The sequence below is a fragment of the Pseudomonas sp. GM25 genome, from assembly GCF_000282255.1.
Classification (GTDB): Bacteria; Pseudomonadota; Gammaproteobacteria; order Pseudomonadales; family Pseudomonadaceae; genus Aquipseudomonas; species Aquipseudomonas aphyarum.
In genome coordinates this window covers 150,962-162,867 of record NZ_AKJQ01000010.1, presented here as the reverse complement: position 1 = coordinate 162,867, position 11,906 = coordinate 150,962, and the positions used below count along the sequence as shown (strand labels likewise).

Here is an 11,906-nt window from a genome sequence, read left to right as displayed (position 1 = left end):
GCCCGCCGCGCCGGTTGGATGCCGCCGCGACATGACCGGCCTAGCTCACAGGCGTGCGCAGGTATTCCGGCGTCAGCACGTTGAACCACAGCAGAATCATCGACACCAACAACGTCACCAGTACCAGCAGCGCGACACCCCAGACGCTGGCCGAGTACAACAGGCCCTGTTCCTTACGCTCGTGCATGAAGGTTGGCAGGCCAACGAACAGCAGAAACGTCGAATAAATCGACGCGGCGCCAAGTACCAGCACCGCCAGCCAGCGGCTCGGGTACAGGCCGGCAAGACCGGCGAGGAAAAACGGGGTGACGGTATACGCCGCGAAACCGATGCACTGATTGAGCGTCGGCCGGGCATCGAAGGTGCGCGACATCCAGCGGATGAATCCGCCGATAATCGCCACGCCAACAACGATGGTGATGTAGAGCAGGATACTCAGCTGCAAGGCGCTGGCACTGCTGAGCCTGACCGTTTCACCTACCGCCAGGCTCCAGCCGACATAAGTAGTGCCAATGAACAGGCACACCGCCGGAACGAGGGCCAGCAACAGCAGGTGGGCCAGGTAATGACGCGGATGCGCCTCTTCTTCGCGGCGGATGTCGGTCCAGGCGAAGTTCGGCTGGGTGAAGAGCTTGACGATAGGTGCGGACATGACGACCTCCTGATCTATCGCAACCCGAACGGGCCATGAAGGTATGGAGAGGCCGCCTTGTCCAGCGGTTCACTTTTTTCGGCGGACGGTTCAGAGCATCGGTTTGCCGCCGGTCACGCCATAGCGCTGACCGGTGATGTAGCTGGCTTCATCCGATGCCAGCAGCACGTAAATCGGCGCGACTTCAACCGGCTGGCCGGGCCGCCCGAGTGGCGTGTGCTCGCCGAAGTTCTGCACTTCCTCATCGGGCATGGTCGAGACGATCAGGGGCGTCCAGATCGGCCCCGGTGCCACGCAATTCACGCGGATTTCCCGCGGGCCGAGCATCTGCGCCAGTCCGCCGGTGAAATTGGCGATGGCGCCTTTGGTGGTGGCGTAGGCGAGCAGGGTGGGTTTGGGCATGTCCGAGTTGACCGAACTGGTGTTAATGATCGAGGCGCCGGGGCCCATGTGTTTGATGGCGGCCTGACACAGACGGAAAATCGCGGTGATGTTGACGTCGAAGGTCATCACCCACTCGTCGTCGGGAATCTCCTCGAAAGTTTCGTGGGTCATCTGGAAGGCCGCGTTGTTGACCAGCACGTCGATGCGGCCGAAGCGCTCGACAGTTTGATCCACCAACGCCTGGCACTGGGCTTTCTGGGCAATATCACCGGGCAGCAACAGGCACTGGCGACCGGCCTGCTCGACCCAGCGCGCAGTTTCCTTGGCATCTTCATGTTCATTCAGATAGGCGACCGCTACGTCAGCACCTTCGCGGGCGAAGGCAATGGCCACCGCACGGCCGATGCCGCTGTCGGCGCCGGTGATCAGGGCGATCTTGCCGGCCAGCCGACCGGAGCCGGTGTAGCTTTGCTCGCCGCAATCGGGGTAGGGCTCCATCTTGCGCTGGGAGCCAGGAACCGCTTGCGCCTGTTTCGGGAACGGGGGTTTTGGATAGTCAGTCATCGTCAATCTCCGGGTCTCAGGGCAGGTAGGCCGGTTGACCCGGCCCGTTTGCGGTGAGTTCGATCGGATTGACGCTTGGGTTTGCCTTGACTTGATTACCGGGACTTGAGGGCTCGCTCCATCCGCGCAATGCCTTCTTCCAGCATCGAACGCGGGCAACCGAAGTTCAGGCGCACGAACTGCTGGCTTTGATCGCCAAAATCCAGGCCCGGGCTGAGGCCGACGCGGGCGTGGTCCAGGAAGAATTTCTGCGGGTCGTCCAGATCCAGCGCCGAGCAGTCGAGCCAGGCCAGGTACGTGCCTTGCGGCACATTGATGGTCACGCCGGGCAAGCGGCTGCGCACGGCGTCCACCAGCCAGTCACGGTTGGCTTGCAGGTAGTGTTTCAGCGCTTCAAGCCATGGGCCGGCCTCGCTGTAGGCCACCCGCGTGGCTTCCATGCCCAGCGGGTTGACGCTGTCTACCATGCCGCAACGAGCGTGGTTGACGCGTTCGCGCAGGGCGGCGTCCTGGATGATCATGAACGAGGTCTTGAGGCCGGCGATGTTGTAGGCCTTGCTCGCCGACATCAGGGTGATGGTGCGACGGGCGATTTCCGGGCTCAGGGATGCGGTCGGAATGTGGACCCGGCCGTCGTAGCACAGCTCGGCGTGGATCTCGTCGGAGATGATCCAGGCGTCCTGCGCGGCGCAGATGTCTGCTACCGCTTGCAGTTCTTCACGGCCGAAGACCTTGCCGATCGGGTTGTGCGGGTTGCTCAGGAGCAGGGCGCCACCACCGGTCAGGGATTCACGCAGTGCGTCCAGCGGGGTGGCGTAAGTGCCGTCAGCCTGGGCGTTGAATTCCAGCTCGATCTTGTTCAGGCCCCAATGGCCCGGCGCGTGGCGCAGCGGCGGGTAGTTGGGGGTTTGCACCACGACGTTCTGCTGCGGTTGCACCAGCGCCTTGAGCGCCATGTTGAAACCCGATTCCACACCCGGCAGGAAGATCAGCTCTTGCGGTTTGACCCGCCAGGCGAACTTGTTCCAGAGGTCGGCGACGATGGCCTCGCGCAGGTTGTCCTGAGCCACGCTGTAGCCGACCAGCGGGTGCAGCAGGCGTTGTTGCAGCGCCTCGATGACCACCGGCGGCGCGGCGAAATCCATGTCAGCGACCCACATCGGCAACACGTCGGCCGGATAGCGGCTCCACTTGGTGCTGCCGGTGTCGTGGCGGTCGAATACCTGATCAAAATCGAAAGTCATGCGCGGTCTCTGAAGGCGGAGATGGATCGTGCCGGCGATGATAAACCCGCATCCCCTATGGGCGCGAACTTGTGACCCGAGGGTGGCCGACGGTCGGTTTTCACACAGGCGGCGGGGGCGTTGTCTACAGTGAAAAGATCGGCACTCGTGTGCCGCAACCGTGATTGTCCAGAACAAACCCGGCTCAAGTACCGGGTTCCACCTGATCAGGAGTGCACGATGGATCTCAGCCGTCGTCAGTTCTTCAAGGTCGCCGGTATCGGCCTTGCAGGCTCTAGCCTGGGCGCGTTGGGCATGGCCCCGACGCTGGCCTTCGCCGAGCAGGTGCGCCACTTCAAGCTTGCCCACACCCATGAAACCCGCAACACCTGCCCGTATTGCTCGGTCGGTTGCGGCTTGATCATGTACAGCCAGGGCGATGCCGCGAAGAACGTTGCGCAAAACATCATCCATATCGAGGGCGACGCCGACCACCCGGTCAATCGCGGCACTTTGTGCCCGAAAGGCGCCGGCCTGCTGGATTTCATTCACAGCCCCGGCCGCTTGCAGTACCCGCAGGTGCGCAAGCCCGGCAGCAGCGAATGGACCCGGATCACCTGGGACGAAGCCCTCGACCGCGTCGCCGACCTGATGAAGGCCGACCGCGACGCCAATTTCGTCGAGCAGAACGCCCAGGGCCAGACGGTCAATCGCTGGCTGACCACCGGGTTCCTCGCGGCGTCGGCAGCGTCCAACGAAGCGGGCTACATCACCCACAAGGTGGTGCGCAGTCTCGGCATGCTGGGGTTCGATAACCAGGCGCGTGTCTGACACGGCCCGACGGTGGCAAGTCTTGCCCCGACGTACGGCCGTGGAGCCATGACCAATACCTGGACCGATATCGCCAACGCGAATCTGATCCTGGTGATGGGTGGCAACGCAGCAGAAGCCCATCCTTGCGGCTTCAAATGGGTGACCGAAGCCAAGGCGCACAACGCCGCGCGGCTGATCGTGGTCGATCCGAGGTTTACCCGGACCGCGTCCGTGGCCGATTACTACGCGCCGATCCGCACCGGCAGCGACATCGCGTTCATGGGCGGGCTGATCAATTACCTGCTGACCGAGGACAAGATCCAGCACGAATACGTGCGCAACTACACCGACGTGTCGTTCCTCGTCAAAGCCGGTTTCGGCTTCGAGGACGGGCTGTTCACCGGTTACGACGCAGCCAAGCGCAGCTACACCGACAAATCCACCTGGGGTTACGAATTGGGGGATGACGGCTTCGTCAAAGTCGACCCGACCCTGCAGGACCCGCGCTGCGTCTATCAGCTGATGAAGCAGCATTACAGCCGCTACAACATCGACCTGGCGAGCCAGATCTGCGGGATGCCGGTCGATGCGATGCAGAAAATCTGGGAGGAAATCGCCACTTGCTCGATCCCGGGCAAGACCATGACCATTCTCTATGCGCTGGGCTGGACCCAGCACTCGATCGGCTCGCAGATCATCCGCAGCGCGGCGATGGTGCAACTGTTGCTAGGCAACGTCGGCATGCCTGGCGGCGGGGTCAACGCCTTGCGCGGGCACTCGAACATTCAGGGCCTGACCGACCTCGGCCTGCTGTCCAACGCGCTGCCGGGTTACCTGACCCTGCCGACCGACGCCGAGCAGGATTACGCGGCCTACATCCATAAACGCACGCAAGTACCGTTGCGGCCGGGGCAATTGTCCTACTGGCAGAACTACAGCAAGTTTCACGTCAGCCTGATGAAGGCCTGGTACGGCGCCAACGCGACCGCCGAGAACCAGTGGGCCTACAACTATCTGCCGAAACTCGATATCCCCAACTACGACATCCTCAAGGTGTTCGACCTGATGGGGCAGGGCAAGGTCAACGGCTATATGTGCCAGGGCTTCAACCCGATTGCCGCGCTGCCGGACAAGAACCGGGTGATGGCGGCACTGGCCAAGCTCAAATGGCTGGTGGTGATGGACCCGCTGGCCACCGAAACCTCGCAGTTCTGGGAACACGTCGGGCCGTTCAACGATGTGAAGAGCGCCGACATCCAGACCGAAGTCATACGCCTGCCAACGACGTGCTTTGCCGAAGAGGACGGCTCGCTGGTCAACAGCAGCCGCTGGCTGCAATGGCACTGGAAAGGTGCCGACGGCCCCGGCGAGGCACGCACCGACGTGCAGATCATGAGTGCGCTGTTCCTGCGCCTGCGTGAGCGTTATCAGGCCGAGGGCGGCAAGTTCGCCGATCCGCTGTTGAAACTGTCGTGGCCGTACAAGATTGCCGAAGAACCCTCGCCGGAAGAAATCGCCAAAGAGGTCAACGGCTACGCCACTACTGACTTCACCGACGCCACGGGTGCGGCGATCAAGGGCAATTCGCAACTGGCCGGGTTCGCCCAGCTCAAGGATGACGGCAGCACTGCGTCCGGCTGCTGGATTTTCTGCGGCAGTTGGACCGAAGCCGGCAACCAGATGGCCCGCCGCGACAACAACGACCCTTACGGCATGCATCAGCATCAGGGCTGGGCGTGGGCCTGGCCGGCCAACCGGCGGATTCTGTACAACCGCGCTTCGGCGGACGTCGCCGGCAAGCCGTGGGATCCGAAAAAACGCCTGGTCTGGTGGAACGGCAAGACCTGGGGCGGCACCGATGTGCCGGACTACAAGGCTGACGTGCCGCCGGAAGCCGGGATGAACCCGTTCATCATGAACCCCGAAGGCGTGGCACGGTTCTTCGCCGTCGACAAGATGAACGAAGGGCCATTCCCCGAGCACTACGAGCCGTTCGAAACGCCGATCGGCATCAACCCGCTGCACCCGGACAACAAGAAAGCCACCAGCAACCCGGCGGCACGGATCTTCGATTCGGTATGGGACAGCCTGGGCGTGGCCAAGGATTACCCGTATGCAGCGACCAGCTACCGGCTGACCGAGCATTTCCACTTCTGGAGCAAGCACTGCAAGTTAAACGCGATTGCCCAGCCCGAGCAGTTCGTGGAAATCGGCGAAGTGCTGGCCAAGGAGAAGGGCATCGCTGCCGGCGACCGGGTGCGGGTCAGCTGCAAACGCGGGTTCATTGAAGCGGTGGCGGTGGTGACCAAAAGGATCCGGCCGTTGCAGGTCAACAACCAGGTGGTGCACCAGATCGGCATTCCGCTGCACTGGGGTTTCACCGGCCTGACGCGCCACGGTTACCTGACCAACACCCTGGTGCCGTTCCTCGGCGACGGCAATACACAGACCCCGGAATCCAAGTCATTCCTGGTCAACGTGGAGAAGCTCTGATGGAGAATCTTTAGATGGCCAGCCAAGACATCATTGCCCGCTCGGCCACCACGACCCCGGCGCCTTCGATACGCGGCCAGGAACAGGTGGCCAAGCTGATCGACACCACCAAATGCATCGGTTGCAAGGCGTGTCAGGTCGCGTGCTCGGAATGGAACGAGCTGCGCGACGAGGTCGGCCACAACCACGGCACCTACGACAATCCGCAGGATCTGAGCGCCGATTCATGGACGCTGATGCGCTTCACCGAGCACGAAACCGATGCCGGCAACCTCGAATGGCTGATCCGCAAGGACGGCTGCATGCACTGCGCCGAGCCCGGTTGCCTGGCGGCGTGCCCCAGCCCCGGCGCGATCATCAAGCACGCCAACGGCATCGTCGATTTCGATCAGGATCACTGCATCGGCTGCGGTTATTGCATCACTGGGTGTCCGTTCAACATCCCGCGCATTTCGCAGAAAGATCACAAGGCCTACAAATGCACCCTATGTTCGGACCGGGTGGCGGTAGGGCTGGAGCCGGCCTGCGTGAAAACCTGTCCGACCGGGGCCATCGTGTTCGGCACTAAAGACGACATGAAGACCCACGCCGCCGAGCGCATCGTCGACCTGAAAAGCCGTGGCTTCGACAACGCCGGCCTATATGACCCGGCAGGCGTCGGCGGCACCCACGTCATGTACGTGCTGCACCATGCGGACACTCCGAAAATCTACGCCGGTCTGCCGGACAACCCCGAGATCAGTCCGCTGGTGGGCCTGTGGAAAGGCATCAGCAAACCGCTGGGCCTGCTGGCCATGGGCGCGGCCGTGCTGGCCGGGTTCTTCCATTACGTGCGGATCGGCCCGAACCGGGTCGAGGAAGATGAACATCCCGAACCGCCCGACACCTCGGTACACGTCGTCGATCCGGCGGTGCACACCTTCGACCCACGCGGGGAGGGCCGGCCATGAGCAACAAGACGATCCTGCGCTACACCGCCAACCAGCGCACCAACCACTGGCTGGTGGCGATTCTGTTCTTCATGGCCGGACTGTCGGGGCTGGCGTTGTTTCATCCGTCGATGTTCTGGCTGACCAATCTGTTCGGCGGCGGGCCGTGGACGCGGATCCTGCACCCGTTCATGGGCGTGCTGATGTTCGTGTTCTTCCTCGGCCTGGTGTTTCGTTTCTGGCGCTCGAACTTCTTCATCGACAACGACTGGAAATGGCTGCGACGCATCGACCGGGTGCTGGTCAACGACGAGGAAACCGTGCCGGCGGTGGGCAAATACAACGCCGGGCAGAAGCTGCTGTTCTGGACTTTACTGCTGTGCATGCTCGGGCTGTTGTTAACGGGGCTGGTGATCTGGCGCGCGTATTTCAGTCATTACTTCGGCATCACCACGATCCGCTGGGCGATGTTGCTGCACGCACTGGCGGGATTTGTGCTGATCCTGAGCATCATCGTGCACATCTACGCCGGGATCTGGATCAAGGGCTCGGTGGACGCGATGATGCACGGCTGGGTCAGCCGCGCCTGGGCCAGGAAACACCATGCACTCTGGTATCGCGAGGTGGAGAGCCAAGATCCGCCAGAGCGACCGGTCACGAAAAAGGGCTGACAGTTGCCAACCATCCTTGAACCCGGAGAAATCGAAGCGGCGGCCAGTTCGCCGCCGTTTCTGCACCTGCCGCCGCACAACCTGTTCATGCTGCGGGCCCAGCGTCTGGAACGCTTGGCCGAAGAGCATCCTCTGGCCGATTACCTGCATTTGATCGCCGGCTTGTGCCATGTCCAGCAACAGATCCTCGACGACCCGCCCTCGACCGCGCCGCTTGATGAACAGCGGCTGGAAGTCTGCCGGCAACACGGCATGCCGCCGTTCGCCGCCGACATCCTGATTCGCGAGGACACTTGGCAGCTTTATCTCGAAGCCTTGCTCCAGCGTTATGTCGCCCCCGAGCAACCCGCGGTGGTCGAGGCTGTGACCACGCTGCGCATCGCCAGCCCCGGTCAGCTACGGGCCTGGTCCGTGGCACTGGTCAGCGGCCAGTATTCGCTGATTCCGGCGGCGCTGGTGCCGTTTCTCGGGGCGGCGCTGCAAGCGGCGTGGAGTCACTGGCTGCTCAGCGCACAGAACCTGCAACTGACGCCCGGCGACAGCCTCAGCCAGTGCCCGGCCTGTGGTTCGCCGGCCATGGCCGGGGTGATCCGCCATCGCGGCAAGCACAACGGCCTGCGTTATCTGGTGTGTTCGCTGTGCGCCTGCGAATGGCATGTGGTGCGGGTCAAGTGCGTGTATTGCGAGCAGAGCAAAGGGCTCGAATACCTGAGCCTCGAGGATGACCGCCACGCGGCCAATCAGGCGCCGCTGCGCGCCGAAGTCTGCCCGGGCTGCAACAGCTACCTGAAGTTGCTGTATCTGGAAAACGACGGGGAGGGCGAGGCACTGTCGGCGGATCTGGGCAGTCTGCTGCTCGACATGCGCCTGGCTCAGGACGGTTATCAGCGCTTGGCGCCAAATCTGCTATTGGCACCCGGCGACGAATAACCCTCAGCGATGGGGCAATTCAACCCGTGCGCGCAAGCCGCCGCTGCGACGATTACGCAAACTCAGTTCGCCACCCTGTTCCCGAATGATCCCCCGTGCCGCCGAAAGACCCAGCCCAACCCCGCCGGTGTCACGGTTGCGCGAGGTTTCTAGACGGAAGAACGGATCGAACACCCGCTCCAGCGCGTCCTCGGCAATCCCCGGCCCCTCGTCAATGACTTCGATGCGGATCGATGCGTCATCGCAACTCAGCACCACGCTAGGGCGCTGTCCGTATTTCACGGCGTTATCCAGCAGATTGACGATGACCCGTTTGATGCCCAGCGGCCGGCCGTCGTACACCACGTGCGCCGGGCCGATGAAACCGATGTCGATATGCTGGTCGCGGTAGTCATCGACGATGGTTTGCAGCAACTCCGACAGATCGAACGCGGTGGATTGCTCCAGGTGAGTGTCTTCCCGGAAGAACGCCAGGGCGGCGTTGATCATCGATTGCATTTCCTCGATGTCGCGGATCAGTTTGCCCTGATGGTCGAGATCTTCCATGAATTCGCTGCGCAGACGCATCCGGGTCAGCGGCGCGCGCAAATCGTGGGAAATGGCGGCCAGCATGTGCGTGCGTTCGCCGATGAAATGCTGGATCTGCGCCTGCATCGTGTTGAAGGCGACGATGGCCTGACGGATTTCGTGCGGGCCTTCGAGGTGGATCGGCGGCGCTTTCAGGTCCCCACCGAAACGCCGCGCCGCATGGGCAAAGCGCTGTAACGGCTGGGCCAGTTGCCGCGTGGCGAGCCAGGCGACCAGCAACGTGGCAACCAATCCCAAAGCCACGATCACGGCAATCCGCACGTTCAGACTCAAGCCCCAACTGCGCTCCGGCGGCGTGAACGACAGCCAGCTGCCATCGGCCAGCCGTACCAAAGCCATGTAATGCGCCCGAGGGCTGCCGGCGGGCCAGTCGTCGGGGTTGAACACGTCGATCTGCCGGTCATCGCCAAGCAATTGCCGCAGCGCAGGCACTTTTCCGGCCTCGACCTGCGCGCCGTTCCCCGGCAGACCGAAGTCGACTCGACGGGGATTCCACAGCACTTCAAGCATCGGGCTGCTGGCGGCACTGGCCAGTTGCGGGCGCAAGTTTGCCGGCGCGGCCTCGATCACTCGCGTGGTGGCGGCGATCTGTTCCAGCAGCCCGGTGCGCTCGATCGGCGGCCGGGCCCAGATCCCAGCGACCTGAACGAACAGCGCATTGAGCAGCAGCGAAGCGAGCATGGCCGCGACGATTGTCAGGGCAATCCGCCGACTGAGGGTGTCGCGCCGCAGCATCCGGCCGATCATGAGCGGCTGACCTTGGCGGTGAACATGTAGCCGCCGTTGCGCACCGTGCGGATCAGGTCCGGGCGCTTGCTGTCCGGTTCGATCTTGCGCCGCAGCCGACTGATCTGCACGTCGATGCTACGGTCATAGGCGTCGTGGCCCTGGCCGTGGGTCAGGTCGATCAATTGTTCGCGGGTCAGGATGCGTTGCGGATGTTCGAGCAACACCAGCAGCAGGTCGAATTCGCCGGCGGACATCGGAATCATCACGCCTTCGGGCGAGCGCAGTTCTCGGCAGGTGATGTCCAGATGCCAACCGGCGAAGGTCATGACCGGTCGTGAAGGCTCGCCAACCGACGGCGTGTTCTCACCGACCCGACGTTGCAGGGCGCGCACCCGGGCCAGCAGTTCCTGCGGGGCGAAGGGTTTGGTCAGGTAGTCGTCGGCCCCAAGCTCCAGGCCGACAATACGGTCGCTCAGCTCGGCCATGGCCGTGAGCATGATGATCGGGATGCCCATCTGCGCCCGTACTTTCTGGCACAGGCTCAGGCCACCCTCACCGGGGAGCATCAGGTCGAGGATGATCGTGTCCGGCCGTGCCTGCGCAATGGCCGCCCACATGGCCTCGCCATGGGCGGCGACATCGACCTGATAGCCGTGCTGAACGAAGAACTTCTTCAGCAAGGACAGAATTTCCCCGTCGTCATCGACGATCAGCAATCTGCTCACGTTTGCGCAATCCATGAACCCAAAAAAGAAGCGCATCTAAAACCATTTCGATGCGCCGGTCATATATTTCAATCCTGCAACATTCCTTCAGCGCGGACATCAGCCGGACATCGTCGGGCAAACATCCGCAGGCACTCTGCACGCCTTCCAACCAAGGGGGCTCAACATGAAGGACATGAACAGCGGCTACATCACCCGGGATCATGGCGCCGTGCGCCCGTTGATCCTGACCCAGCGCACCACCGCACCGGGCCCGGACACGCCGATCCTTTTTCAGGAAACGTGCCTGGGGCTGGCCAACGATCAGAGTCAGTTGATCCTGCGCCGCTATTTCGAACGGTTCAGCCCGACCGAGGCCCATTGGGTCGAATACCTGCACACGATTCCTACCGCCGAATTCATCCAATGGATCATGACCCACGGCCAGTTGCGCATCGAGTGCTCCGACAACACCCCGCACAACCATGTCCACGCCTGAAAAAGGAAACACCCTCGATGAGTAACCATCGCTCACTGGCCGTGCTGTTTGCCGCCACCCTCAGCCTGTCGGCGTGCAGCAGCAAAAAGCTTCCGACCGAGCCGCAGGCCGGGTTTCTACGGGATTACAGCGTGCTCAAGGAAGGGCAGACCGCTTCGGGGCAGAAGATTCTGAGTTGGGTCAGCCCGACATTGGCCAGAGGCCGTTACACCCAGGTTTACCTGGCGCCGAGCCAGTTTTATCCACGGCCCCAGCCTTCGCCGCGCATTCCCCAAAGTACTTTGTCGGGAGTAACCCATTATTACGACGCAGCCCTCAGGCTGGAGCTGGGCAAGGTGCTGCCGCTGGCGTCGAAACCCGGCCCGAACACGCTGATCGTCAAACCGGCCATCACCCAGGTCGCCGCCAGCACTCAGGGCCTGCGTTTTTATGAATGGCTGCCGGTGACGCTGGTCGCGGCCGGGGTGAGCACCGCTACCGGGATTCGTGACCGCGACAGTGAGATCGCCACGGAAGTGTCCTTCGAGGACGGTTCGACCGGGGAAGTCGTGGCCGAGGTGGTGCGCAAGGGCAAGGGCGTGCCGCTGGAGAACGACAAACAGGTCATGACGCCCGATAACGTCAAGGCCGTACTCGATGGCTGGGCCACGGACCTGAGTCAAACCTATGTGCCGGTTCAGAGGGCCGCGCTGCGCTAGAAGCAGGGTGGTCTAACATCATCAGGCGT

General features: G+C 62.6%; 11 protein-coding genes. 6 read left to right on the top strand and 5 right to left on the bottom strand.

The window, feature by feature from the left end; translation table 11 throughout:
* Nucleotides 1-40: 40 nt before the first annotated feature.
* From PMI24_RS04215 to PMI24_RS04205, 3 genes are all read right to left on the bottom strand, one after another.
* Nucleotides 41-652 carry a Yip1 family protein gene (locus tag PMI24_RS04215; RefSeq protein WP_007951409.1) on the bottom strand — a complete coding sequence of 204 codons (612 nt, stop codon included), beginning with the start codon at nt 650-652 and terminating at the stop codon, nt 41-43.
* Nucleotides 653-742: 90 nt separating this feature from the next.
* Nucleotides 743-1,600 (bottom strand): glucose 1-dehydrogenase, encoded by an 858-nt coding sequence (locus PMI24_RS04210; RefSeq protein WP_007951408.1) that lies wholly within the window; start codon nt 1,598-1,600, stop codon nt 743-745.
* Between the two features lie 95 nt (nt 1,601-1,695).
* A complete protein-coding gene (locus tag PMI24_RS04205; protein WP_007951407.1) occupies nt 1,696-2,844 on the bottom strand; it encodes a MalY/PatB family protein in 1,149 nt (382 codons plus the stop codon).
* Between the two features lie 219 nt (nt 2,845-3,063).
* On the opposite strand from PMI24_RS04205, the gene fdnG reads away from it, so the two are divergent.
* The 4 genes from fdnG to fdhE are packed head-to-tail and all read left to right on the top strand — an operon-like array spanning nt 3,064 to nt 8,659.
* Nucleotides 3,064-6,129, top strand: a complete 3,066-nt coding sequence (gene fdnG, locus PMI24_RS04195; protein ID WP_157222926.1) for a formate dehydrogenase-N subunit alpha — start codon at nt 3,064-3,066, stop codon at nt 6,127-6,129.
* A gap of 14 nt (nt 6,130-6,143) precedes the next feature.
* Entirely contained in the window at nt 6,144-7,079 is a 936-nt protein-coding gene (gene fdxH / locus PMI24_RS04190) for a formate dehydrogenase subunit beta (protein WP_007951403.1), read from the top strand.
* On the top strand, nt 7,076-7,729 hold the full coding sequence (locus tag PMI24_RS04185; RefSeq protein WP_007951402.1) for a formate dehydrogenase subunit gamma: 654 nt from the start codon (nt 7,076-7,078) through the stop codon (nt 7,727-7,729). Before fdxH ends, PMI24_RS04185 begins: the two co-directional genes overlap by 4 nt.
* 3 nt (nt 7,730-7,732) lie before the next feature.
* Complete coding sequence (gene fdhE, locus PMI24_RS04180) at nt 7,733-8,659, top strand: formate dehydrogenase accessory protein FdhE (RefSeq protein WP_007951401.1); 927 nt, start codon at nt 7,733-7,735, stop codon at nt 8,657-8,659.
* A gap of 3 nt (nt 8,660-8,662) precedes the next feature.
* Here the strand turns inward: fdhE and PMI24_RS04175 are convergent, their stop codons facing one another.
* Both PMI24_RS04175 and PMI24_RS04170 read right to left on the bottom strand, forming a co-directional pair.
* On the bottom strand, nt 8,663-9,994 hold the full coding sequence (locus tag PMI24_RS04175) for an ATP-binding protein (RefSeq protein ID WP_007951400.1): 1,332 nt from the start codon (nt 9,992-9,994) through the stop codon (nt 8,663-8,665).
* Nucleotides 9,991-10,716, bottom strand: a complete 726-nt coding sequence (locus PMI24_RS04170; protein WP_045121653.1) for a response regulator — start codon at nt 10,714-10,716, stop codon at nt 9,991-9,993. The genes PMI24_RS04175 and PMI24_RS04170 overlap by 4 nt, the downstream gene beginning before the upstream one ends.
* A gap of 151 nt (nt 10,717-10,867) precedes the next feature.
* On the opposite strand from PMI24_RS04170, the gene PMI24_RS04165 reads away from it, so the two are divergent.
* Together PMI24_RS04165 and PMI24_RS04160 are read left to right on the top strand one after the other, a co-directional pair.
* Entirely contained in the window at nt 10,868-11,179 is a 312-nt protein-coding gene (locus PMI24_RS04165; protein ID WP_007951398.1) for a hypothetical protein, read from the top strand.
* 17 nt (nt 11,180-11,196) lie between these two features.
* Nucleotides 11,197-11,877, top strand: a complete 681-nt coding sequence (locus tag PMI24_RS04160) for a DUF3313 domain-containing protein (RefSeq protein ID WP_007951397.1) — start codon at nt 11,197-11,199, stop codon at nt 11,875-11,877.
* Nucleotides 11,878-11,906: the final 29 nt, after the last annotated feature.

Bases quoted from the DNA above. Each gene is read 5' to 3' on its own strand.
- PMI24_RS04215 (WP_007951409.1), bottom strand. From the start codon at position 652: ATGTCCGCACCTATCGTCAAGCTCTTCACCCAGCCGAACTTCGCCTGG.
- PMI24_RS04210 (WP_007951408.1), bottom strand. From the start codon at position 1,600: ATGACTGACTATCCAAAACCCCCGTTCCCGAAACAGGCGCAAGCGGTT.
- PMI24_RS04205 (WP_007951407.1), bottom strand. From the start codon at position 2,844: ATGACTTTCGATTTTGATCAGGTATTCGACCGCCACGACACCGGCAGC.
- fdxH (WP_007951403.1), top strand. From the start codon at position 6,144: ATGGCCAGCCAAGACATCATTGCCCGCTCGGCCACCACGACCCCGGCG.
- PMI24_RS04185 (WP_007951402.1), top strand. From the start codon at position 7,076: ATGAGCAACAAGACGATCCTGCGCTACACCGCCAACCAGCGCACCAAC.
- PMI24_RS04175 (WP_007951400.1), bottom strand. From the start codon at position 9,994: ATGATCGGCCGGATGCTGCGGCGCGACACCCTCAGTCGGCGGATTGCC.
- PMI24_RS04170 (WP_045121653.1), bottom strand. From the start codon at position 10,716: ATGGATTGCGCAAACGTGAGCAGATTGCTGATCGTCGATGACGACGGG.
- PMI24_RS04165 (WP_007951398.1), top strand. From the start codon at position 10,868: ATGAAGGACATGAACAGCGGCTACATCACCCGGGATCATGGCGCCGTG.
- PMI24_RS04160 (WP_007951397.1), top strand. From the start codon at position 11,197: ATGAGTAACCATCGCTCACTGGCCGTGCTGTTTGCCGCCACCCTCAGC.